The sequence below is a fragment of the Paenibacillus sp. MER 99-2 genome (assembly GCF_023714095.1).
Lineage (GTDB): Bacteria > Bacillota > Bacilli > Paenibacillales > Paenibacillaceae > Paenibacillus.
Genome location: NZ_JAMAUZ010000004.1, coordinates 48,059 through 70,877, shown reverse-complemented (window position 1 = coordinate 70,877; position 22,819 = coordinate 48,059). Strand labels below are relative to the sequence as shown.

The 22,819-nt window shown below is 46.1% G+C and carries 17 protein-coding genes; 3 read left to right on the top strand and 14 right to left on the bottom strand.

Going from position 1 to position 22,819, the window contains the following annotated elements:
* Nucleotides 1-172: 172 nt before the first annotated feature.
* Nucleotides 173-1,186, bottom strand: a complete 1,014-nt coding sequence (locus M3636_RS18860) for an AraC family transcriptional regulator (RefSeq protein ID WP_251383757.1) — start codon at nucleotides 1,184-1,186, stop codon at nucleotides 173-175.
* Between the two features lie 455 nt (nucleotides 1,187-1,641).
* On the opposite strand from M3636_RS18860, the gene M3636_RS18855 reads away from it, so the two are divergent.
* Nucleotides 1,642-2,283, top strand: a complete 642-nt coding sequence (locus M3636_RS18855) for a histidine phosphatase family protein (protein WP_251383600.1) — start codon at nucleotides 1,642-1,644, stop codon at nucleotides 2,281-2,283.
* Between the two features lie 368 nt (nucleotides 2,284-2,651).
* Here the strand turns inward: M3636_RS18855 and M3636_RS18850 are convergent, their stop codons facing one another.
* The 8 genes from M3636_RS18850 to M3636_RS18815 form a co-directional block, all read right to left on the bottom strand.
* Nucleotides 2,652-4,988 (bottom strand): rhamnogalacturonan lyase, encoded by a 2,337-nt coding sequence (locus tag M3636_RS18850; protein ID WP_251383756.1) that lies wholly within the window; start codon nucleotides 4,986-4,988, stop codon nucleotides 2,652-2,654.
* A gap of 448 nt (nucleotides 4,989-5,436) precedes the next feature.
* Nucleotides 5,437-7,884 carry a glycoside hydrolase family 6 protein gene (locus M3636_RS18845; RefSeq protein WP_251383599.1) on the bottom strand — a complete coding sequence of 816 codons (2,448 nt, stop codon included), beginning with the start codon at nucleotides 7,882-7,884 and terminating at the stop codon, nucleotides 5,437-5,439.
* A gap of 625 nt (nucleotides 7,885-8,509) precedes the next feature.
* Nucleotides 8,510-9,586, bottom strand: a complete 1,077-nt coding sequence (locus M3636_RS18840; RefSeq protein WP_145407224.1) for an efflux RND transporter periplasmic adaptor subunit — start codon at nucleotides 9,584-9,586, stop codon at nucleotides 8,510-8,512.
* Nucleotides 9,587-9,652: 66 nt separating this feature from the next.
* Nucleotides 9,653-11,020, bottom strand: coding sequence for an ABC transporter permease (locus tag M3636_RS18835; RefSeq protein WP_251383598.1), 1,368 nt, complete (start codon nucleotides 11,018-11,020; stop codon nucleotides 9,653-9,655).
* A gap of 17 nt (nucleotides 11,021-11,037) precedes the next feature.
* A complete protein-coding gene (locus tag M3636_RS18830) occupies nucleotides 11,038-11,721 on the bottom strand; it encodes an ABC transporter ATP-binding protein (RefSeq protein ID WP_251383597.1) in 684 nt (227 codons plus the stop codon).
* 472 nt (nucleotides 11,722-12,193) lie between these two features.
* Complete coding sequence (locus M3636_RS18825; protein ID WP_251383596.1) at nucleotides 12,194-13,351, bottom strand: hypothetical protein; 1,158 nt, start codon at nucleotides 13,349-13,351, stop codon at nucleotides 12,194-12,196.
* A complete protein-coding gene (locus M3636_RS18820) occupies nucleotides 13,348-14,814 on the bottom strand; it encodes a sensor histidine kinase (RefSeq protein ID WP_251383595.1) in 1,467 nt (488 codons plus the stop codon). Before M3636_RS18820 ends, M3636_RS18825 begins: the two co-directional genes overlap by 4 nt.
* Nucleotides 14,811-15,524, bottom strand: coding sequence for a response regulator transcription factor (locus M3636_RS18815; protein ID WP_128100525.1), 714 nt, complete (start codon nucleotides 15,522-15,524; stop codon nucleotides 14,811-14,813). Before M3636_RS18815 ends, M3636_RS18820 begins: the two co-directional genes overlap by 4 nt.
* A gap of 214 nt (nucleotides 15,525-15,738) precedes the next feature.
* On the opposite strand from M3636_RS18815, the gene M3636_RS18810 reads away from it, so the two are divergent.
* Both M3636_RS18810 and M3636_RS18805 read left to right on the top strand, forming a co-directional pair.
* Nucleotides 15,739-16,215 carry an RNA polymerase sigma factor gene (locus M3636_RS18810; RefSeq protein WP_251383594.1) on the top strand — a complete coding sequence of 159 codons (477 nt, stop codon included), beginning with the start codon at nucleotides 15,739-15,741 and terminating at the stop codon, nucleotides 16,213-16,215.
* A gap of 263 nt (nucleotides 16,216-16,478) precedes the next feature.
* Nucleotides 16,479-19,229 carry a chitinase N-terminal domain-containing protein gene (locus tag M3636_RS18805; protein ID WP_251383755.1) on the top strand — a complete coding sequence of 917 codons (2,751 nt, stop codon included), beginning with the start codon at nucleotides 16,479-16,481 and terminating at the stop codon, nucleotides 19,227-19,229.
* A gap of 125 nt (nucleotides 19,230-19,354) precedes the next feature.
* Here the strand turns inward: M3636_RS18805 and M3636_RS18800 are convergent, their stop codons facing one another.
* The 5 genes from M3636_RS18800 to phnC form a co-directional block, all read right to left on the bottom strand.
* A complete protein-coding gene (locus M3636_RS18800; RefSeq protein ID WP_251383593.1) occupies nucleotides 19,355-19,615 on the bottom strand; it encodes a hypothetical protein in 261 nt (86 codons plus the stop codon).
* A gap of 53 nt (nucleotides 19,616-19,668) precedes the next feature.
* Nucleotides 19,669-20,088, bottom strand: a complete 420-nt coding sequence (locus tag M3636_RS18795; protein WP_251383592.1) for a hypothetical protein — start codon at nucleotides 20,086-20,088, stop codon at nucleotides 19,669-19,671.
* A 240-nt stretch (nucleotides 20,089-20,328) separates the two neighbouring features.
* On the bottom strand, nucleotides 20,329-21,135 hold the full coding sequence (gene phnE / locus M3636_RS18790; protein WP_128100520.1) for a phosphonate ABC transporter, permease protein PhnE: 807 nt from the start codon (nucleotides 21,133-21,135) through the stop codon (nucleotides 20,329-20,331).
* A complete protein-coding gene (gene phnE, locus M3636_RS18785; RefSeq protein WP_251383591.1) occupies nucleotides 21,132-21,989 on the bottom strand; it encodes a phosphonate ABC transporter, permease protein PhnE in 858 nt (285 codons plus the stop codon). Before phnE (M3636_RS18785) ends, phnE (M3636_RS18790) begins: the two co-directional genes overlap by 4 nt.
* Nucleotides 21,986-22,783 carry a phosphonate ABC transporter ATP-binding protein gene (gene phnC / locus M3636_RS18780; RefSeq protein ID WP_128100518.1) on the bottom strand — a complete coding sequence of 266 codons (798 nt, stop codon included), beginning with the start codon at nucleotides 22,781-22,783 and terminating at the stop codon, nucleotides 21,986-21,988. Before phnC ends, phnE (M3636_RS18785) begins: the two co-directional genes overlap by 4 nt.
* Between the last annotated feature and the right edge of the window lie 36 nt (nucleotides 22,784-22,819).

The window sequence follows — 22,819 nt, the reverse complement described above, 5'->3', positions numbered from 1 at the left end:
CGTGATCCGAAATTTGTGCTTCGGTCATGATCTCATCTCATATGGATGTACTTCGTGAAATCATTGTAACAACGGAGGTGAAGGAAGCGTTATCAAAATCATGACTTGTTTCAGGTTGAGATTGTCAAAAATCCTAACCTTTGAAGATTGTCCGCAAGCTCTGCATGTCTCTTCACTCTTCCATTGAATGTATTGGGTAGTGACTGACATGACGGTCTTTCGAAGAACGAAAAGCTACTGGAGTAAGAGACGTATACTTTTTGAATAACATATGAAAATATTGCCGGCTCCCTACCCCGACATAATCGGAAATTTCGGATATAGGAATATCGGTCTGTTGCAGCAGCATCTTAGCCTTCTCCATCCGAAGCATCGTCAGATAGTCTGTTGGTGTTCGCTGCGTGTGCTGACGGAAAATACGATGCAAATACCCTGGATGTAAATTCACAGCCGCCGCAATATCCTTCATCTGAATGCTACGATCCATGTTCTGATGCATGAATTCCACCGTTCGTTTCACATACAGCTCCGTCTGATCCGAGGCACTCCGACTCATCTCCCCACGCAGACGCGCCACACGAATCAACAGTTGAATAAATAGGGTACGCACCAGAATGCCTTGATCCAAGGCTTTTAAATTTCGTGCCTCTCGATGCTCCCACCGTTCTTCCTGAGGAATCACCCCGATCGGCTGGAAGCTTCGGCCTTGCTCTGATAATCCGCGCTGATCCAGCTCTAATACGAGGCTTTTCATAATGTAATACACCTCTTCGGGGTCAGGCAGTACCAGATAGGCACAAGCATGCTGAAGGAATTGCTGCACCTCTTCTTCCTCCATTGCCAAGTGGCGAATAGAAGGTTGAACCGATGCCGACGACGCGGAGACGGCAAAGCCAAATTCAACGTTCAGCATGCGGCAGGCAGCACCATCCTCGACTAACAAGCGGTGCGGGACACCGGCATCGATCAGGATAAACTGACCTTTTTTCAACAAAGTCTGCTCCTCGCTCCCATCTGGCATCTGCACATCGACACGACACATTCCCGAGATAATGTACATAATTTCTGTAGAATCATGATCATGATAGTTCATCCGGTAGTTATTCCACTGCTTGTAATAATAGGCGTAGAAACGAGGTTCACAGTTCTCGCTTCGTAATTGCTCCTGAAACAAACTGCCTGTCATAGGTACGTCTTGCTCTTGGTTCATTCTGCACACCTTCCTCGCTGCAGTAATCCTCACTTCCCCTATTGTACCAATAGCCCTTGCCTAAATTAAACTACCTATATAAATTGAACTACAAATATTTACACAGTCCACTCCAATGACAGAACAACCTTCCAATCGCTGTTATCCTCAGATTTTTCGAATTCCCTTTTCCAAAGGGGAAAATCCGGGGATAGCTTATGCTTCCGATGTAGCTTTCTTTCAGAAAGCTTTCAGGCGAACGCTCCGCTTTTTCAGGTTTTTTTCTGTCCTCTCCGTTAAAGTGTAAATGTCTAGATCAATCTATGTAGCTTAATTAAAAAACTGATATAATACTGTTAAATTAGATGATAATCTAATTAGATAGATGCAAAAACTACTCTTCAATGAGAAAAAGTAACTCCATATTTAAATTATCTAGGAGGTCTATGATCATGAGCATGATGATTTATCTTGTTAGACATGGAATCAAGGAACAGCATATAGGAGATGTCGGACTAACGGAGAAAGGGACGGTTCAAGCTGAACAGACCGCGGAATATTTCAAAAAATTGCCGAATGCCCGTATCTTCTCCAGCCCTCTTCGAAGAGCAATAGATACGGCTAGTCACATCAGTCTTATTAATGCAATTCCTGTAGAGAAGGATCAACGACTCCGTGAGCGTGCTAATTGGGGAGATGCCCCTGACCAGACCTTCGAACAATTCGTCGAGATGTGGAATCGTTGTACGCGTGAACCCGACTATATCCCACCAGTAGGTGATTCAGCCAGACAGGCTGGGGAACATTTAGCCCATTTTCTATCTGAGTTAGCGCTGTCTGAACCTGAGCAGACTACGACTAATCATTATATCCTTGTCACACATGGCGGGTTAATTACGGATTTCCTCGTTCACACCCTGCCCACGCAAGAGCTTCACACATGGGTTCCTGATTTCGTTGCTGTACAACATACACTCATCCCCGAATGCTCCATCACTACACTCGCCTATGAGCAGGGACAGGTTGTGCTTCAGGATCTCGCCTCTGTGCAGCATTTACATTCTGATGTTCGTGAGCAAGAGCAGAAGAATTGAACAGCAATCATGTCATTCATCCTAGCATCCAAGTCACTTCCTCCGTGTAAAAGAAAAACCTATAATGAGTGGCTGACCTGACCATACGAACCTCTAAACATACGAAAAAAGCTCTGACTGCCTCATGTGTTGAACCATGGGACTCTGTCAGAGCCTATTCCAAATGCTGCCTTCATCTGAATGAAAGCAGTTAACGTGCCTAACTAATAACTGATGCAGAGCATAATTTGCCCATCTAAACTTCATCGTTCACTGGTTAGTTTGCAACATTAACCTTCAACTTTAGCTTTTTTCATTAACTTCATAGGTGTTTACTATCATTCATTCCGCATATCCATACTTCAATCCGGATTCACTTGTGGTTCAGCTTACTTACCGCCCTTACCCGTATGGAGTTTAGGCAGTGGTACTTTTGACCAGTCTATATCCGAAGCCATATAGAAGGATGGATAAGAAGGCTGGTTGTACCCGCTGTTCTGTCCAGCAATACCTACACGATACATCGGATCATGCATGAGCGTGTACAGCTTCCGATCCGTCTCCTCGGTGCTCAAGTAGATGCGGATTGCAGAGCTGTCCGCTGTTCTCACCAGCATCTCTTCTCGCCAATCCCCGAAAATATCTGCTACGAGACCAGGTGTACCTTTGGTGTAGTTATTGGTCAGCGTCCCTGTTGCGGTTAGCAACGTACCCCGGTTCCAATCCTTGATGGTAGGTGTGACATCAATAGCGCCATCCACGATCTGTGTCGTCATATCTCCAGCCCAGCGAATGTTCATATTCGTACCTGGTGCTGTATCACTTATTTTCTCACCTTGGGCTGTCCACAATCCTACTGCCCACGTCTCCAGTCCACGGCGAGTTGGATCAACATCTCCAATCATTCCGCGTCCTGTGTCTTTACCAGTGTAGCCACCGTAGATCACTTCACCAGTCTTCGCATCACGCAGAGAGTATCCATACGGAGCCCATGGCCCACCTTCATGCACCATGAAGATCTCAAGCCCTGGACGATCCGGGTCAATATCTGCTACATGCAGAGCATCGCCGTGTCCCAATCGCGCTATCGTTCCTGGCGCTGCACTTTCAGCAGGCATGACATCCTTCGAGTTATATAGCACGCTACCGTCATGATCTATCGTAACAGAGCCGTATACAATCTCTTGTTTACCGTCCCCATCCACATCAGCCACACTGAAATAGTGTGCACCTTGTGTTGTAATCTCACCATACGTTGGATCTGTACCGTCTACGCCATGAGGTCCATCATTGAATGGATTTTTCATTGGCGTCCAGCCGCTATCTACCTTCCACTCACGTTTGAGCTTCTTGCCATCCCAGTTATAAGCAACCATCGTCGTGCGGGTATAATACCCACGCGCGAAGATCGCAGATGGCTTCTTCCCATCCAGATACGCCACCCCTGCCAGGAAGCGGTCTACACGGTTTGCCGGTTCGATCCGGTTCATCGCATAATCTCCCCACATCAGACCATCATCGTGACGTTCCGGTTCATATGGGATCGTTTCCAGTTCCTTGCCTGATTTCCCTTCAAACACCGTTACATACTCGGGGCCATCCACTACGAATCCTTCAAATTTGCGCAGCTCATTACGGTCACTACGGCTTGGCGCATATACATCAATGAAGTAGTCAGCCAGACTCTTCGCATCGGCTTCAGAGAGCGGATAGTTATACTTTTTCTCTATACCAAATGCTTCTTCCAGCGTAGCAGGCCAGTTGCCTTTAACCACTTCTTCGTGCTTGTGCCAGTTCTTGAACATATCTACAACATGGTTGTAGTAGTCCGTTGCACTCATGCGGTAGTCATCCTCATGAGAATATCCTGCTTTGCGATCCTCTTTGGGTAACGTAATATATTTCTCGGACGTTACTTTTCCTTTTTTGTTATACTTCACGATTTTGGTACCTGGTGCCGTCTTGAACATCAATTCAGCCTTGCCATCCCCATCAAAATCATAAACCAGCATCTGTGTATAATGGGCACCTGAACGGATGTTAACCCCGAGGTCGATTCGATATAACAACTGTCCATCGAGCGTGTAACAATCTACGTAAGTATTACCTGTATAGCCTTTTTGGGATACATCCTTGGAGTTGGAAGGGTCCCATTTCACAAAAAACTCATACTGCCCATCCCCGTCTACATCACCAACGCTCATATCATTCGCCGAGTACGTGTATTTTTCTCCAGCAGGAGTAACGCCATCAGCTGGTTTTTGCAAAGGTAGATCAACATAACCATTCGCCCAAGGTTTGACCGATGAACTGCGTTTGCTTTCTTTGCCTTTCGCATTCACTGCAGCAACTTCATAACGAGAGGAAGCTTTGCCTGATTTATCTACATAATTGGTGCTGTCCGTAACTGTAGCGATTTTCTTCCCATCCCGATAGACGTTGAAATTAGTACCGGTCAGTCCTTGGTCACTGTAACCAGTAGCTTCATCTCCAAGCAAACGCCAACTGAGAAAGACACCTTCTGAAGTCGACGCCGCCACAAGTCCGCGATCCAGATATTCCAATTGAATGTCTTTCACATGCCCGCCTCCCTTACTGGATTGCAGACCTACCTCTGCTGAACCTGCTCCGTTTGCAGCGGCGGTTGCCCCGCCGATTCCAGCTGTTCCAGCAAAGAGCAATGCCACACTAAGTGCAGAAGAGAGCACCTTTGCTGCGAGTGGCATCCCCGTTTTTTTACGATTACCATACTGACGAGAAGCCGCTCTCTGTTGCACCTGTGTTGTTGTTTCTGAGTTCATCCACCTTCACTCTCCTTAAGACAGAATAGTGACGCCAAAGAAATGATTGCGCTTACAATAAATCGGATCAACCTAGCCCTTATCTGACTTAATTCAGCACTGTCCCCCTTCGATCTCAGCAGTCAGGAGCAGTAAGATCCTGCCATCGGGTATTATTATAGACATCCTCCCGTTTCCACCATAGGTAATTATCCGTTGAAAATGATTAATATTCAGTGTTTGTTGCCAATTAGCTCGACATATGTATGAACCGTTCCCGTATGACATAGTAAAAACCGCAATCCTCCACCACTTGGAGAATTGCGGTTACTGTGATTCAATTATCGCTTACAATTCGTGTTCAAAACGATTTGTTTCTTTTTTGAACAACCTTTTATGGCTCGATTCCCCATACTAGGTTTCCACCTTGATAGAGCGTTACCTTGCTCCAGTCCTGATACGATGTTTTGGTTGGATCATAGGAATAATCGTTAGACTCGTCAAAGCTCGACCAATCCGTCTTATACATCCGAAGCTGAATCTCTCCGGATTGTCCACCAGGCTGGATACTTCCAGCTCCTGATGTGAAGCTGAGCTCCACGTAGGAATCCGTGAAGGTGCGTTGAATGTTGGACGCACCGATCTGTGCCCAGTCAATCGCGGAATCCATTGCGGCTGTGCCCTCTTTTGAAAAGTAATAACGAATCTTCAGATCACTCAAGTTCACAGCGGTTGTACCCACATTTTTGATATTAAAATATGGCTTGATCTGACTATCTGTTGCGTTAGTATCCCCTGCACGATACTGCAATACGAGGTCACTCGTTGGCACAACTACACTCTGAGGTGTAGCAGAAGCAGCAGCAGAGTTAACACTTTCACCTGCTGTATTCACAGCCGTTACTACATAATGATACGTTGTGCCATTCGTCAGCCCTGTGTTGGTAAACGAGGTTCCGCTCACATTGGCCGCAATGGTAGTGAATGGACCTGCTGCACTTGTTGCGCGTTTCACATTGTAGCTTGTCGCTCCTGCCGAGGCCGTCCATGTCAGGTTAACCTGTGCGTTGCCTGCCGTTGCAGTTAATGCTGTCGGTGCTGCTGGCGTTGTCACACCCGCTACCGGAGTAGCTGTGGCTGTCGTAGAATTAACACTTTCACCTACTGCATTCTTGGCGGTCACAACATAATAATACGTTGTGCCGTTGATCAGTCCAGTATTGTTGAATGATGTTCCACTTACATTCGCTGCAATGGTAGTGAACGGTCCAGAAGGACTTAGCGCACGCTTCACACTATAACTCGTTGCACCTGCAGAAGCCGTCCAAGCCAATGACACCTGAGCGTTACCCGCAGAAGCAGTCAATGCGGTTGGCGCTGCTGGAGCTGTGTCACCACCTCCTGGAGGGTTGCCTCCACCATTATTTGCAGGCAGAACCGGGAATGAATTTTTCACCAAGGTTACGAATTGATCATGGAACCAGTGACCCGAGACTGGAGCATTAGGTAATGCACCTGTTAATACGCCATCCCGCGTGATGAAGGTTGGATCACACATCCGGTCGAAGCCTTTGCCTTCATTGTTCGGAATTTCGGAGCTGGAGCCATCCGATTCACCTGGAGGTTTCACCCATACATACGCATCCAGATGCGCCGGACCTGGAGCAGCTTTAGGTGCTTCCCCTATACCTGCGCCACTGTTATTACACCAGTTGCCTCGGTGATCACGACGATCGATCCGTCCAGAATTCACGTAGTCGTTGATATTGCTGCCTATAGCCGATGTTGGACGGTTCACCCCGCCCCATCCGTTACGGCTGGTGTCAATGAGGAAGCCTGTGCTGGTCGGCCATCCTGCTTGAACGAATCCAGAATAGAGCGCTGCAGTGAAGTCCGTCTCATCAAAGTACGGGTTCCATTCATAGAAACTGGAGGAGCGAATCGGTTGTCCACCAATGTTCAGATCCGGATTAGGCAGATTTGGCTCATTCAGAGGAGTCGTATTAGCTGTATTCGTGATGAAACCATCAGCACTTTGCAGACCTGCTGCTGTATCTTGTACTACACTAGTGTAAAGAGCAATGGCAGGTGCACGATTGGTATCCCATCCAAGCCAGCCGGAGTGCCCGATATCCAGATAATTGTATACGTTTGGAACGGCATGCAGCTTGTCCAGCGCATATTTGATGCCATCTTCATAGATACCTGTTGAGCTCGCTTGAGCACAGGCTGGTGTACTCAGGTTCGTTACAAGGTTCGGCAGGCTATCCGGTTCAATGATCGCAACAATCCGAATATCCTGATATTTCGGATCTGCGAAGATGTCTGCAATGACATCAATGTAATCCGTCTTATATGTCTGTAGTGCAGCCTGTGTTAGGGGAAGTTCTCCGTTAGATGCAAGGGCATGACAATCCCGACCTGGCAGGTTATAGATAACAAAAGATGCCGTTATAGGTACGCCAGGTTGCTTCTGAGCAAGGACTGCATCCAGATGTTGCTCGATGCTTTTGCGTCCCGCGTTATCCGTACCACCGTAGATGGCAGCAATGCGGTCGATCCAGACAGCGGTTGGATATGATTTGACGGTTTCCATCTTCGCTTTTAGCGTTGCATCATTGGTGAGCGCAATAGATGTATCCACAAGAGCGGAATAATCCTGATTCAGATAAGCCGTCGCTCCAACAAACGGGTTGTCCACACGCGCCTCTGCCGCCTGAGCTATACCCGAAGACATCCCAGGGAATATACCCGCCGCAAGCAGCGTAGCTGCCAGCATTTGTTTTACACCTTTGCGCAGCACGTTCTTACCTCTCGATTTAGCTTTCAATTTAGTCTTCATAGTTCCACCTTTCCTTTAGTTAGATTTGGTTTATACTCATTTTTTGATCCTCTGTGTTAGCATGATGCATAGCACGTAGAGAACGTTCGGATGAGCGGAAATAACACCTCCATGCGGGATTCATTCATGTTGAACAATAACCAAGACAATAGCCAAGGAACGAAGAACATACTGACAACAGAACCATACACTTAAACACCGGAGCTTGTCGTAGGTCAGAATGACTGGAATTGTGGGTAACTAAGGATGTGTGGGTCGAACCATGCGGTAATCATGTGGGTGATGTTGATTGTGTGTGTAACAGAAACGAAGATGAAATGGTGTGATGAATTGACGAACGAACGTGCCTACTTCATTTTAGTAAGCGCTTACTTATTGAGGTTATAAAAAAGGATCTTCGCCTGCAAACCTCCCATCGCGTGTTCACCTCCTCATAGCTCGATTATACGACATGTAAATATTACTGTAAATTGAATTAACTAAAATTATTTATATTTTTTTCCAACAATTTGGCAGGAATTCGAGAATCCCTTTCCCAGAGCCAATAAAAGGCTCATCATGGCCTATTTTGCCACAATGAACCTCTCATTGGAACACTCCTCTGTCTAATAGGTAGCAAATCCCCCTAAGGGATGACTACAACATCTCCCGGTTTCAGACCGCTAAGCACCTCTGTTTTATCACCTGACTCCATCCCGGCTTTAATCGTCAGTGGCTCGGTCTGTCCATTTCCTTTGTCGAGTAACACATAAGGTTCCGTCTGATCACGCATGATGGCTATACTGGATACAACTGTGGCTTTGTCTTTGCGCGTTGTCTCAATATCTCCCTCAAGACTTACCCCGCCAAACATTTTTGCGTCTGGCTTCAGATCAATGACCACATCGAATTGGGAAGCTTGTTTCAGATCCGTGTCCGTGCTCTTGCGTGCAAATTTGGACACTTTGCTTACCTTACCCGTAAATTTAAGATCTTTCTGTGCGGTCATTCGTACCTGAACGGGCATCCCGACCTTGAGCCTGAACATCTCTTCTTCTCCAACAATCGTCATAAACTTCAGTTTACTGGTGTTCGTAATGGACCCGATCACTTGTCCCTCTGTCACTGCACGTGTTTTGCTGTCCTCGTCATTCATCTGGAAAATACCAGACGCGGAAGCGTAGACAACGGCTTTGCTCATCACATCTTTCTTTTTCTGTATCTCCTGCTCCTTCAGAACTAATGCTTTCTGATTCAATTCGCTTGTCAGGCGTTTGCCCTCCCGTTCAACAAAAGCCTTCTTGCGTTCTTCCTCGGTTACACCAAGCGTTTCCGTCATTCCTGCTTGCTCAACGCTAACCTGATTGAGTTCATAATCTAACCGAGCTTTCTCCAGATCGCTTTCCAGTTGCTGAACTTCTGTTTGTTGCGCTGTCGTATCTAATGTGAACAGAATATCTCCCTTCTTTACCTGATCTCCACTCTTCACATGCCATTGCTTGATGCTCGAAGCATATGGAGAGAATACATCCGTCTGGTCGGTGTATACGGACTTTCCCTTCACCTGAATGGTTTGCGTCATTGTTTCCTGTGTCACATCAAATGTAATTGGAGGGGGAACTTCTACTGGCAACTCCGGCTTAGGCTTGTACTTCTCATATAACCAATAGCCAACGCCTGCTAATAGTACAATTGTGATGATGATTTTAATCCATTTCTTCATGTGCCCATATTCCCTTTCGCTGATAAAGTTTGGGGAGTTTCTCTCTCTCCTTATGCAAGCTGTATATTACATCGACTTGATTACGCTCAGTGCGTTCGTTCGGGATGCGCTAATGGCCGGATAGATACCGGAAACAACCCCAACCAGCACAGCAAAAACAATGCCGAGCGGCAGAGCGGACTGCTCAATAATGACTGTCATTGGCCCGTTCTGTTGATCTGCCATCTGGCTTGCCAGCAAACTATTCACCCCACCCAGCGCAGCATAGGCAATGCCTACACCAGCCACGCCGCCCATCAGGCCAAGCATCGCCGCTTCAGTGATAAACATGTTGCGAATCTGCCATAGATTTGCACCAAGCACCTTCATGACACCGATCTGTTTGCGACGCTGATGCGTAGACATGATCATAGCTACAATAATGGATAGGGAAGCCAGCAGCATTATAAAACCGCCAATGCCCATAGCAGCCTTTTGATACGTCGCTAGCTGACTCGACATCGCTTCCTCTTGAAACAGATTACTCTGTGTATTTAATGTCAGTTTTTTGATCTGTTCCTCAACCTGAGAGACATAGCGCTTATTCTCTACCTTGACTAGAGCCGAGTTAAGGCGCTTTGCAGCCGAACGATCTGCCTGTTGTATGCCTAACTCATCCTGCAACGCACGAACGGTATCCAGCGGCAAATATACTTTTTTATCATTTTGGGCAGTAAAATCATCCATATTAGAAGGCTTCGTCAATTCTCCAGACACGGTCACAGAGCCGCTCAGTTTGGTTTTGCCTGGATTGGTATAATCTTCATATCGAAACTGAACCCGCTGCTGTACTAATTGATCTTGCTTCGCTGACATCTCCGTGTACTGCTGCAAGAGATCGTTATTATACGGATCGGCATTCAATTGTTCGATTAACTTCTGAGTTACCTTGGGATCCACCAGTCCAAACGCAGCCCCATAACTCGTCACCGCAATTCGTCCATCCTCTGCCCCGCGTCCTTGCGAATAGCTGTATCCGAATCCTCGCAGTGCTTCAAGCTCCGTTCCAATGACTTCAACATAAGTGCTGCGTCCGTCTGGCAGAACCATTTCTAATGTGTCCAGCTTCAACATCGGTGCGACAGCAACCACATGCGGAAGTCTTTGAATAATCTCAATCTTCTCTAAGGTCAGAGCTCCCCGTTCAAAATTGGACTTCTGCCCTCCACTACCGCTGCCGGTACGAATACCTTCATTAGGCGAAATCGTAATTTCATCCATCTTATAATTGGCATTTAACGTTTGCTCGCTAAAGGTCTGTACGGATTGCCCTACACTAAGCGCAATAATCATTGCCGCCGAGCCAATGGACAGACCGATCATGCAGAGCAGCGTTACCATCTTCCTACGAATGATCTGTCCCCAGGCCATACGTAATACATCCAGTAATCTCACAATTTCTCTCCTCTACCTCAAGCTTCTTGTGCAGTCTCTTCAACCAGCACACCCTTATGTAGGGTAAGTACAACCTGCATCTGCTCAGCGACCTCTGCTTCATGCGTCACAATGACAAAGGTTGTGTTCATCTCCCGATTAAGCTTCTGCAAAATCGCAATAATCTCTTCCTCGGTCTCCGTATCCAGATTTCCTGTAGGTTCATCCGCGAAAATAACCGATGGCTCGGTGATGAGTGAGCGTGCAATACTGACTCGTTGTTGTTGACCACCAGATAATTGGGAGGGGAACAGATTAACTTTCTCACCTAACCCCACCTGCTCCAGCAACTGTAACGCTTTGACCTTACGCTTGGAGGGACTCACGCCCATAAACACCAGCGGCAGCTCTACATTTTCCCGAATCGTAAGATTGGACAACAGCTCATATGATTGAAAAATAAAACCGATATGGCTGCGACGGAACTCCGCCAGACGATTCTCGCTGAAGCGAACGATATCCTGATCAGCAATTAGTATTTTCCCTTGATCGGGCTTCATCAGCCCAGCCATTAGATTAAGTAGAGTGGACTTTCCTGAACCTGAGCTGCCCAGCAGAGCAACCATCTTGCCTTTCCCAATCGTCAGATTAATATCTTGAAGCACCGGCACACTTCCTTGTGCGTTGCGGAACGAGTGGGATAAATGTTCAACTCGTAGCATTCCTTCTTGTCTTCCTTTCAAGCTGCTGATTATGTATAGCTTAAGAAATAAATTAAATGTTCAAAAATTCGGTTTTCAGTACCGTATAAGTTGAACTAAAGAATATTTACACTTGCCACTCCGATGACAGAATAACTATCCGATCGCTCTTATCCCCAGATTTTTTTGATTCCCTTTTTCAAAGGGAAAATCCGGGGATAGCTTATGCTTTCGATGTAGCTTTCTTGCAGAAAGCTTTCAGGCGAACGCTCCGCTTCTCCATGTTATTTCTGTCCTCTCCGTTATCGTGCAAATATTTCGTTTAATTCATATAGCAGCGACTTATTGAACTTCCTTTAAATTATAGGATGGAGATGTATCTTAGCCGTCCATAGATGTATCTAAGTTGTAAAATGTGGCACAAAAAAGACCTCGTCCGCTTAATGGCTACAACCACCATTGTGCAGAACAAGGTCCTTCCATTTATTTTTAGCTACCAAGCCCGGAAACTAAACCGATATAACTCGCTTTTGTCTAACGAGCTGCCTACTACGAATAGTTCATCATCATTCCACTTCAGCTTCATAAAGTTCTCAATATTACGGTAGATTACCGTATCAGAGCTTAATTCATTGTCATTCAGATAAGCGATGTGCACTTCATTGTTCTGATTATCCATCGGAATGACGTAGGCTAGGCGAGATTCATCTGCATCCAGATCGAAGTTCCAATACGTCCCCTTTAACAACAGGTGCAATTGCCCTTGCTCCGCGCTATACCGATACAATCCCTGCACGTTGTTGTCCTCACCTTGGACAATCATATCCCCATTCTTCAACAACCTGAATTGCTGAATGTCTTTCATTTTCATAACCATGGTTACTTCATGATCATCTTCAAGAGAAATACGATAGATGGCGAAGCTGTCTTTGAGCATAACGAGGATATAGGCTTGCTTCAAATCCGGACTCACTTCAAACACATCCATCACGATAAACGTGTCACTTGCATTCTTCACATCACTCGCATCCTTGAGCACGGACATCAGTTCCTGATGAGTGTATATCACACGAGCCTTACCTGTACTCATATTCATCTGGCTAAAGGCAAGCTCATCCTGACCAATATAGGTGCTGTTTCCCACAAACGTTCTGTAGTACGAGTTATCCTGTCCAAACTTGCTACGCTCCCCAGTACTCAGATCATAGCCAAATGTAGTGCGCTGAACCTGACCTGAACGGTACTGTGAATAGACTAGCTTCTTCCGGTCTGGACTTAGGAAAACGCCATAGTCGGTATTGCTGCCAATATCCTTCACCTTATTATCATCCAGAGATAAGAGAGACAATTTCAAGCCAGTATAGGACTTCTCCGGACCATTAACCACCATCGTATTACGATCCACCACGTCAAAATCATAAATCCCAAAATCATTCGGAATCTTCGTAGCAGATTCAATCTGAATTGTACTACTCGGAGGCGGTGCCAAGGCGCTATTGAATTGCGCACTCGGCAGAATTACCGTTCTGGGCTTAAGGTTTCCGATGCTAAACAGACTACCAATACCGAAGATGCCACAGGCAAATACGATCAACAGCCCGGACAGCATCAATCTGTCACGCTGATTACGCCAAAATCCTGAAGGCCTCATGCGTTGCTTTCCCCCGGAAGACGGATATGAACTTGTGTGCCTTCATGTATGATGCTTTTCATCTCTACTGTTCCCCCATGACGCTCAACGATGTTTTTCACAATCGATAATCCTAGTCCAGCGCTTCCTTTCTCCGTGCGAGTAATGCCTTTATCCTGATAGAAGGGTTCGAATACATACTGGAGTGCTTCCGCGCCAATCCCCTCTCCTTGATCGCGAATGACAATATCGATACTGTCGCCTACACGAGAGGAGTGCACCTCAATAATCGAATTCACATCACTGTACTTCACCGAGTTATCCAGAACGTTGAGAAATACCTCCTTCAGCTTGTCACGATCCCCGTGAAGATAAAGTTCTTCCTCCAGTTCATAGTGGATACCAATGTTGTACTTGCCTGCCTTAATAGACATGTCCTCACAAGCTTCGCGAATAATATCGGATACTTCGATGCGCTCGAACCGGTACGCCTGCATGACTGCTGAAGACACAGACACCTCCAGAATATCGGCAACCATCGTATTGAGACGACGGCTTTCATTGATGATATAATTCATCCCTTTATCGAAAAAGGCCTGATCCGTAAATCCATTATCCCGTAAGATCTGGGCGTATCCCAGAATCGTCGTTAAAGGCGTTTTTAATTCATGCGTTACATTATCAAAAAAAACTTTGCTTCGTGCCTGCACTTGTTTCACTTCGTCCCGTTCTCGCTCAATGACATCGATCTGCTCTCGAACCCGGTCAATCATGACCGTAAAGCTTGAGGCCAGTTCACCAATCTCATCCTTCGTTGTAATCTGAATATCTGCATGAAGACTTCCTTGCGCCACTTCAGCGGAACGTTTCGTCAGGACACGGATCGGTTGGGTGATTTTCCGGGAAATAAAGATCGATGCGATAAATATAAATACGAAAATAGCCGCCGCAAATAACTTGATCGTATTCTGGAACCGGAGGTTCCGCTTATACAGATCGGTATAATCCTTCTCCAATTGCACAATGCCGATCACTTGCTGACCTGATTGAATGGGAAAAGATAAACTTGCGGTCACTTGACCTTGATCCACCACTGTCGTATATGCAATCTTGGACTGCATAGCCTGCTCAACATCAGGAATATCCGTCCGTTTAACAACGTTAACCCCACTGTTCGCGGCGCTATATAACGATGCATCAGGACGGTAGACCGTAATCTTCCCGCCAACTGCGGAACCGATCTGCTCCGTAAGTTCGCGACTTCCTGCTTCGAGCGTATCCCTGCTCATTCGTTTATTATGAATCAGGAAGTACTGATTCAGTGCAATATCCAGATTTTTTTTCGACTGAACGATATCATCATGCACTTCTCGATACATGTTCTCCTCGGCTACCTTGCTTGAGAGAATCAAGAGAGCAGAGAATCCGATGAACACAATTGCTGAAAATAACACGACCATTTTGAACTGAATCGTCCACTTCATGTCTGCACCTGAATATTCAACTTGTATCCTACGCCAAATACCGTTTCAATCATCGATATCCCTTGTGCTCCGCTATCGAGCTTCTTACGGATTCGTTGAACATGGATGTCCACCGTTCGGGTATCTCCAGCGAATTCAAATCCCCACACCTTGTCCAACAACTCGGAGCGTGTATGCACCTTGCGGTGATGGTTCACCAGAAATAACAGCAGATCGTATTCTTTATTCGTTAGGCCTGCACGTTCCCCGTCCTTCCACACTTCTCGCTCATCCTTGCGGATCTCGATATGCCTACCTAGCCGTACAACCTCATAGGACTGATTCTCCAGTGTTTCACTAATTAGGTCGATCCGGCGAAAGATAGCACGAATACGTGCAACAACCTCACGGATATCAAATGGTTTGGTAATATAATCATCTGCTCCAAGCTCCATGCCGAGCACCTTATCTAACATATCGGACTTCGCGGTAATCATGATTACAGGAATTTTGGAATTCACAGATAGCTGCCTGCACACATCAAACCCGCTCATATCCGGAAGCATCAGATCCAGCAGAATCAGATCCGGCTTCGAATGACGAAGCAAATCCAGACCTTCCCGTCCCGTAGCCGCTTCCTTTATCTCAAATCCTTCTTTGCGCAATGAATACGATAAAATATCTCGAATGGATTCTTCGTCCTCAATTATCAAAATCTCTTTTTGTCTCATGTTCCTCTCGTAATCTCCCTGCTCTATGAATTTCTTCTGTTGCCTATATTTTGTATCGCAAATTGGCTCCTTGAACAGAGGGATGCGAGAAATGTTACAACTCGGATACAACTCTGAACGGTTTGGAAACAACCGCCCGATATACTTGCATCATAAGCAAAATGAACCAGACCGGAATCAAGCCTGATCTGTATCCAAGGGGGATTCACATCATATGAACAACACACAGATAAATGACGCTTACGTCAACTATAAATCAGAAATCACTAGGTATCTATCACGTATCGTCAAACAACCTCAGGATGCCGAGGATCTGGCTCAGGAGTGCTTCATTCGGCTCATGAAGGTTATGGATCCCATACCTGAGGATCGACTTCTCTACTATCTCAAGCGTATTGCTCGTAATCTAGCGATGGATAGCTTCCGCAGACGTACTCGCACATTACGACGTGACAGCCGACTAGAGGTTCCCACACACCATGTAGACACACCAAATCTTGAAATCAATGAAGGTGTAAACGATCTTGTCTCCCATATTAACAATACCGAGCATCGTAAAATATTAGAGCTGCGCCTGATCCATGGATATTCCATTAAAGAAACGGCGGAGCTGGTCAACCGCAGTGAAGGCATGATTAAATCATCCGTCTTTCATGCGGTCAATCGAATTCGAGCTAAAGTCATCTCTTAGGAGATGGCTTTTTTACTATGCAAAATGAACATATTGTATCACACGCAAAAGTGATTATATACACCTAAGACCTATATGAATATGTCATAATACCCAATTTTACAAATATCGAGTTAATTTTTACAATTTGATATGACTATGTTAGATTTTGGTGTGGTAGAATATGGACGAACTTATGAATCAACTAATATTTGGGAGGGATTTGGTTGGGTAAATTGACAGGTTTGCGGGGAGTTTGGTTAAAATCACTCCTGGCATTGTCCATGGCTTTGCCGCTTCAGATTGGATTATGGAACGGAGATGCTTCGGTACATGCGGAAGGGCCGACAGATCCGGCACCATTCATTCAGGCAAAGGTCGTTAACGAAAATGCTGGCAAAAAGGTATTGTTCGACAACTCACACGGTCAGACAGCTGGAGCTGCAGATTGGGTGATTGATGGAGGTTTCTCCGACTTCGGAAATGCGTTAGCGAATGATGGATATTATGTAAGAGAACTGCGCAAGACAACCCCATTTACCTATGAGGATCTGAAAGAGTATAACGTATTCGTTATTGCAGAACCTCAGATTCCTTTCAAAACTTCGGAACAAGCAGCAATGAAACAATATGTTGAACAAGGCGGCAGCATCTTCTTCATCGGAGATCATTACAATGCCGATCGTAACAAAAACCGCTGGGACGGTTCAGAAGCCATTAACGGTTATCGCCGTGGGGCGTTCGAAGATCCAACCAAAGGCATGAGCACGGAGGAACGTAACTCCGAGGCTATGCAGAATGTAACGAGCACAGACTGGTTGTCCGAAAACTTCGGTATCCGTTTCCGCTACAACGCATTAGGCGATATTGACGCAAACATTATCGTTCCGGCTGACCAAGCCTTTGGCATCACGGAAGGTGTATCATCCGTAGCTATGCATGCGGGTTCCACACTGGCAATCACAGATCCAACGCTTGCGAAGGGGATCGTGTATCTGCCAAAAACCAATGCTAAATGGAACAACGCTGTTGACCAAGGTGTCTACAACGGTGGTGGCATTGAAGAAGGTCCTTACGTGGCTGTATCCAAGCTGGGTGCAGGTAAAGCTGCCTTCATCGGTGACTCTTCCCCAGTGGAAGACGCATCGCCTAAATACTTGCGTGAAGAGACAGGCACACGCAAAACTACCTATGACGGCTTCAAAGAAGCTGACGATGCGGTATTGCTCGTGAACACAGTGAACTGGCTCGCGACGCAAGAAAACTATACGAGTCTGACAGAAGTGGCTGGACTGGAGCTGGATAACGCTACTGCCCTGTTGCCATTCGAAGAACCAGCAGCTTCTACAGAGCCACAAGCTGAACCTTGGGCGGCACCTGCTGCTGGGTACAAGTGGTATGATCGTTCCACGTTCAAAGCTGGATCTTACGGCGGACCTGCATCCAGTGCGAATGCTTCCTATAGCTTCGTGAAACAGGATACACTTCCTAATGCAGAAGACTTCCAGGTGCGTGTTGTAGTAGAGAACATGCCTCCAAATACAACGGTATCAGGCTATAGCGCAGGGATCTATCTGACTGGTGGAACCCAAGTGGCTATGATTCAAAATGACAGCGGCACATGGCCGACGTCGTACGGTTATAGTTCTGCCTTTAGCGTAACCTCGGACAGCAAAGGTCGTGCAATCAAAGACCTCAACGTTCGCATCAAACCAGGTACAAACGGCAATGCAAGCTTGCGCCTACGCTTGAACGGCAGCAACTTGATCACGAATGCCGTAACTGTAGGTAATGTACCAGCTACGCCGCTGCCAGAGGAAGAAGGACCAATCCCAGCAACAATCACGGTTGCTGAAGCTCGTACCAAAGCAGTTGGTTCAACGGTAACCATTGAAGGTGTAGTTACAACACAGCCAGGTGCATTTGGCGGACAAGCCTTCTATCTTCAAGATGAGACAGCTGGAATCTATGTATTCCAACATACTAGTGGCTTCCAAGTTGGCGACAAAGTGAAAGTTACTGCACCAACAACGATCTATAACAGCGAATTCGAGCTTACTGATGTTGTAGCTATTGAGAAGACGGGTACGGCTTCCGTTCCTGCTCCGGCTCTCGTTACTGCCATTAATGACGCTAACCAAGGTCAACTCGTACAGCTGAAAGATGTAACGGTTCAAAATATCATTAGCGCTACGCCTGCTGGATCATTTGAATTCGATGCAGTGGCTGCTGACGGAACAACTACACATGTGCGCGTGGATACACGTACAGGTGTAACTGAAACTTCCTTCCCTTATGCTGCGGGTGACAAGATTGATATCACAGGTGTATCGGCTATTTTCAGAGATGTATATCAACTGAAGCCTAGAAGCTTGAACGATTTTGTTGCTGCCGAAGAACAAGGTGGAGGCGAAGTGCCTTCCACTCCAGCTGTGGGAGCACCGGGTAAACCGGTGCTTTCTTCCGATAACGGATATACAACAGGGCTGTTCGGCGGTTCTTATAACGTTACGATGAATCTCTGGTGGGGCGACAATGGCTCGGAATACAAATTGTATGAGAACGGCGTACTCGTTGATACTCAAAAGTTAACTGAAGCTACACCTTCTGCACAATCAACCAAAACAGCGATCACTGACAAAGCCAATGGCACATATACGTATGTAGCCGAGCTGACTAATAGCAAAGGCACTACGCGTAGTGACGAGCTGACGGTACAAGTAACCAATGCAACACCAGGTAAAGCTACTCTTTCCCAGGATAACTGGGATGGCGATGGCATTTACAGCGTAACGATGAATCTCTGGTGGGGTACAAATGCTACAGAATACCGCCTTTATGAAAATGATGTACTTATCGATACACAGGAATTGAAGGCTGCAACACCAGCATCTCAGCGTGCTGTAACCGATCTGTCTGGCCGTGCCAACGGAACGTACACGTACCGTGCGGAACTGATCAATGCAGCAGGTGTAACAAGCACTGAGACCATTACGGTTCAAGTGAGTAAAGCAGCTCTGCCATTGGCAAGTTAATAAAAGTAAATCAAAAAACCGAAACCACGAGTAGCCTGGATGGGATCAATCCCCATGTTGAGCTACCTGGATTCGGTTTTTTTTTACATGTATTCATTATTTCGTTAATTCATCAATTCATTTGTTTATGACAAGCGCTCCGGCTCATTGATCTTTCTGGTTAACAGCATGCCGTTCACTACAGCAGAATACGCAGCGATGGCAATAATAGCAAAGAATACGATCTGGTTCATCTGTATTGAGGAATAGTTACTCCACGTCAAAATAATCAGGATTCCACTAAGTCCGATATTCTCTCTGTTATGCTCCTTAAACTTCTGAAAAATCATTCGATATAGTAATATGGCTATTACGAACACAATCCAGACGATAGTAAATGTCTCCATGTGTTTCACCTTCTTTCTTCTTTCTTCTTTCTTCTTTCTTCTTTCTTCTTTATTCACTCTTCATCACTAGATATCGCTGTGTAAATCTGAGAACGATACTTATCGAGGTTACCGTCATGTGCGAATTGGATAATAATTACATTATCCTGTTGATATTCACCGACCTTGGTTATTAGCGAGATCATAAAGTTCGCTTTTACCAGCGCTTGCCTTGCTTGTTCACTAGAATCCGTGAAAAAAATAAATACGGTGTCACTATCCTCCCCATTGTAAGAAATGCTGAATTGATGAGGAATCAGACCCTGCATATCAACACTGGATGAAGGCTTCATGACCTTAACCTCCAGTCCCTGCTCTTCAAGCGAGGTTTGGAATTGATGTAGAAATTTGTTTGGATCAATTCGCTGATTCTGCCCTGTGCAGCCTAGAACGAATGTCAGCAAAATTATGATTAAAATGGTCGTAGTTCTCATTAATTCCCTCTCATCTTCCCTTGAATGTTCACATTCTCTTCGTAATTGAAAGCCCCGTGGCCTCAAAGTGAAGCCCTCACTAAAAAGGTGAGAATCAGAACCATCCTTTTCAAACATGTATTTATTAAGAAATCATACCACAATTTGCATAATAAAATGAACATAAACTCCTAGATACTAACAAAAAAAGAAGACCACTAAGCGCTGTATCCATACTAGCACTTAATAATCTTCTCCTCATTACACCAGCTTCTTCCGAATATAACCCGAGATTAAGTCAATGATCGTAATCATCACAATAATGCCTAGCAGGATAATACCTACACGCGGCCAGTTCCGGGTACTCAGGGCAAAGATCAGCGGTGTACCAATCCCCCCGGCTCCAATGACACCCAGGATCGTTGCAGACCGCACATTGATCTCGAAGCGATACAAGGTATAGTTCAAGAATCCAGGCATAACTTGCGGTAAGATGGCAAACCACAACTGCTGCATGCGGTTGGCTCCAGATGCGAGCAACGCTTCAGAAGGACCGTAGTCAATATTTTCAACTTCATCCGCGTACAATTTACCGAGCATACCGATGGAGTGTAAACCAAGGGCAAGTACCCCTGCGAACGATCCAGGGCCTACAGCCTTGATAAACATCAATGCCATGATGATCTCAGGAAACGTACGAATGAAGCTAAGTACCATTTTACCTGCGCCTGAGATTGAGCGATGCCCACTCATGTTACGTGCAGACCAGAAGGCAAACGGAATACACAATACAGCAGAGATCACCGTACCCAGTACGGAGATGGCGAGTGTATCCAGCAATCCGCGAAGTAAGTCTTCCCCTTCAGGCAGATAAACAAAGTCCCAATCTGGTGAGAATATACCTGCGATAATGGCCTTCATAATCTGTCCAGCGGTTTCTTTAAACCCGGTAAACGGTACACCGGCAAGAGCCCAGGCATACACCAGAATCAGCAGGATCACAATAACCCAGCGAAGCGGGTTCTTCCGTGGTTTCGGCCGGATGCGGCTTGTTTCATTTTTCATCATAGCAATTTCTCCCGCAGCTTAGTACTTACATAATCGATAATCAGGACAATAGCAAGGGTAAATAGAATGATTACGCTGGTTTTGTCATACTCCAGGAATCCCAGTGTAGCTTCATAATAAAGTCCAATCCCTCCGGCTCCCACCAATCCCAAAATGGCTGCAGCACGTACATTAATCTCAAAGGCATACAACACATAGGATGTGAATTGAGCGGCCAGTTGTGGGACAACGCCATACACAATGAGCTGAATACGGTTCATACCGACAGCCGTCATTGCTTCCAGCGGCCCTCGATCAATCGTTTCCAGCGTCTCATAGGTGAGCTTGGCAATTAGACCTACAGAGAATACAGCCAGTGCCAGGATACCCGGAATCGGCCCTAGACCAAACACTGCAACAAACAAAGCAGCAAGCAACAGATCGGGTACTGTCCGAATCAGGTTAAGTACAAAACGTGCCGGATAGTAAATCCAGCGGCTAGGCATCAGGTTACCCGCACAGATAATCGCCACCGGAATGGCAATGATGGCACCAATGGTTGTACCAATCAACGCCATACGAATGGTTTCCAGCATGCCTTGAACGATATTATCAAAGTAACTCCACCGGGGTGGAAACATTTCTTTTAGCAGATCCCACATGTTCGGCAAGCCTTCAAACAGCTCCGTAAAGCTTGCATCGGTCTGCTTCGCACTCGCCCAGAGAAGAAGCAAAATAATGGCTAACGTGAGTAGATGCTTCGTGCGTCCAGGTGGTTTGGGACGACTAACGACCTGATTCGGGCTGGAACCAGGTTCCTTACCTATGCCTGGCTTGCCTGAATTCTGAAGTGAAACATTGGTTTGCCCCTTCATACCAGAACTTCTCCCTGCTCATGCACAGCCTGCTTGTCCAGTAATTCATCAGCTAGAATCGGTCTGCCGTAAATCTCGGCAAATCGCTCATCCGTTGCTTCTTCAACCGGACCGTCGAATACAACTTTACCTGCCCGCAATCCCACAATACGGGTCGCATACTCTCTTGCAAGGTCGATAAAGTGAAGATTGACGATGGTTGTAATGCCTAGCTCCTGATTAATGTGTTTCAGATCATCCATAACCTGCTTTGTTGTAAGTGGATCTAGTGATGCCACCGGCTCATCGGCCAGAATGATTTTAGCTTCTTGGGCAAGTACACGAGCAATCGCCACACGTTGCTGTTGTCCACCAGACAACTGATCTGCACGGGAGTAAGCTTTCTCCGAGATGTTAACCCGTTCCAACGCGGTGAACGCCAATTCAACATCCTCTTTTGGAAAACGACCCAGGATAGTACGCATCGTCGAATGATATCCGACTCGTCCACAGAGCACATTACGGAGTACACTGGAGCGTTTCACCAGGTTAAAACTCTGGAAGATCATGCCGATATCACGTCTGATCATACGTAGGCGTTTGCCCTGTGCCTTCGTAATCGAACTTCCGTTGATCTTGATCTCACCTTCACTAATATCGTGCAGTCGATTAATGGAACGTAGGAGGGTTGATTTACCTGCCCCAGACAAACCAACGACCGCAATAAATTCGCCTTGTTCAAACTTCAGATTAATATTATCCAGGCCTTTTGTGCCGTTTGCATACGTTTTGGTGACGTTATGAAGCTCAATCATCGCAATAATCCTTCTTTCATTTGTAATGATCATACT

Coding starts and splice junctions, on each gene's coding strand:
- M3636_RS18860 (WP_251383757.1), bottom strand. CDS start 1,186: ATGACAGGCAGTTTGTTTCAGGAGCAATTACGAAGCGAGAACTGTGAA.
- M3636_RS18820 (WP_251383595.1), bottom strand. CDS start 14,814: ATGAAGTGGACGATTCAGTTCAAAATGGTCGTGTTATTTTCAGCAATT.
- M3636_RS18810 (WP_251383594.1), top strand. CDS start 15,739: ATGAACAACACACAGATAAATGACGCTTACGTCAACTATAAATCAGAA.
- M3636_RS18825 (WP_251383596.1), bottom strand. CDS start 13,351: ATGAGGCCTTCAGGATTTTGGCGTAATCAGCGTGACAGATTGATGCTG.
- M3636_RS18800 (WP_251383593.1), bottom strand. CDS start 19,615: ATGGAGACATTTACTATCGTCTGGATTGTGTTCGTAATAGCCATATTA.
- M3636_RS18845 (WP_251383599.1), bottom strand. CDS start 7,884: ATGAAGACTAAATTGAAAGCTAAATCGAGAGGTAAGAACGTGCTGCGC.
- phnE (WP_128100520.1), bottom strand. CDS start 21,135: ATGATGAAAAATGAAACAAGCCGCATCCGGCCGAAACCACGGAAGAAC.
- M3636_RS18830 (WP_251383597.1), bottom strand. CDS start 11,721: ATGCTACGAGTTGAACATTTATCCCACTCGTTCCGCAACGCACAAGGA.
- phnC (WP_128100518.1), bottom strand. CDS start 22,783: ATGATTGAGCTTCATAACGTCACCAAAACGTATGCAAACGGCACAAAA.
- phnE (WP_251383591.1), bottom strand. CDS start 21,989: ATGAAGGGGCAAACCAATGTTTCACTTCAGAATTCAGGCAAGCCAGGC.
- M3636_RS18855 (WP_251383600.1), top strand. CDS start 1,642: ATGAGCATGATGATTTATCTTGTTAGACATGGAATCAAGGAACAGCAT.
- M3636_RS18795 (WP_251383592.1), bottom strand. CDS start 20,088: ATGAGAACTACGACCATTTTAATCATAATTTTGCTGACATTCGTTCTA.
- M3636_RS18840 (WP_145407224.1), bottom strand. CDS start 9,586: ATGAAGAAATGGATTAAAATCATCATCACAATTGTACTATTAGCAGGC.
- M3636_RS18805 (WP_251383755.1), top strand. CDS start 16,479: ATGGCTTTGCCGCTTCAGATTGGATTATGGAACGGAGATGCTTCGGTA.
- M3636_RS18850 (WP_251383756.1), bottom strand. CDS start 4,988: ATGCCACTCGCAGCAAAGGTGCTCTCTTCTGCACTTAGTGTGGCATTG.
- M3636_RS18815 (WP_128100525.1), bottom strand. CDS start 15,524: ATGAGACAAAAAGAGATTTTGATAATTGAGGACGAAGAATCCATTCGA.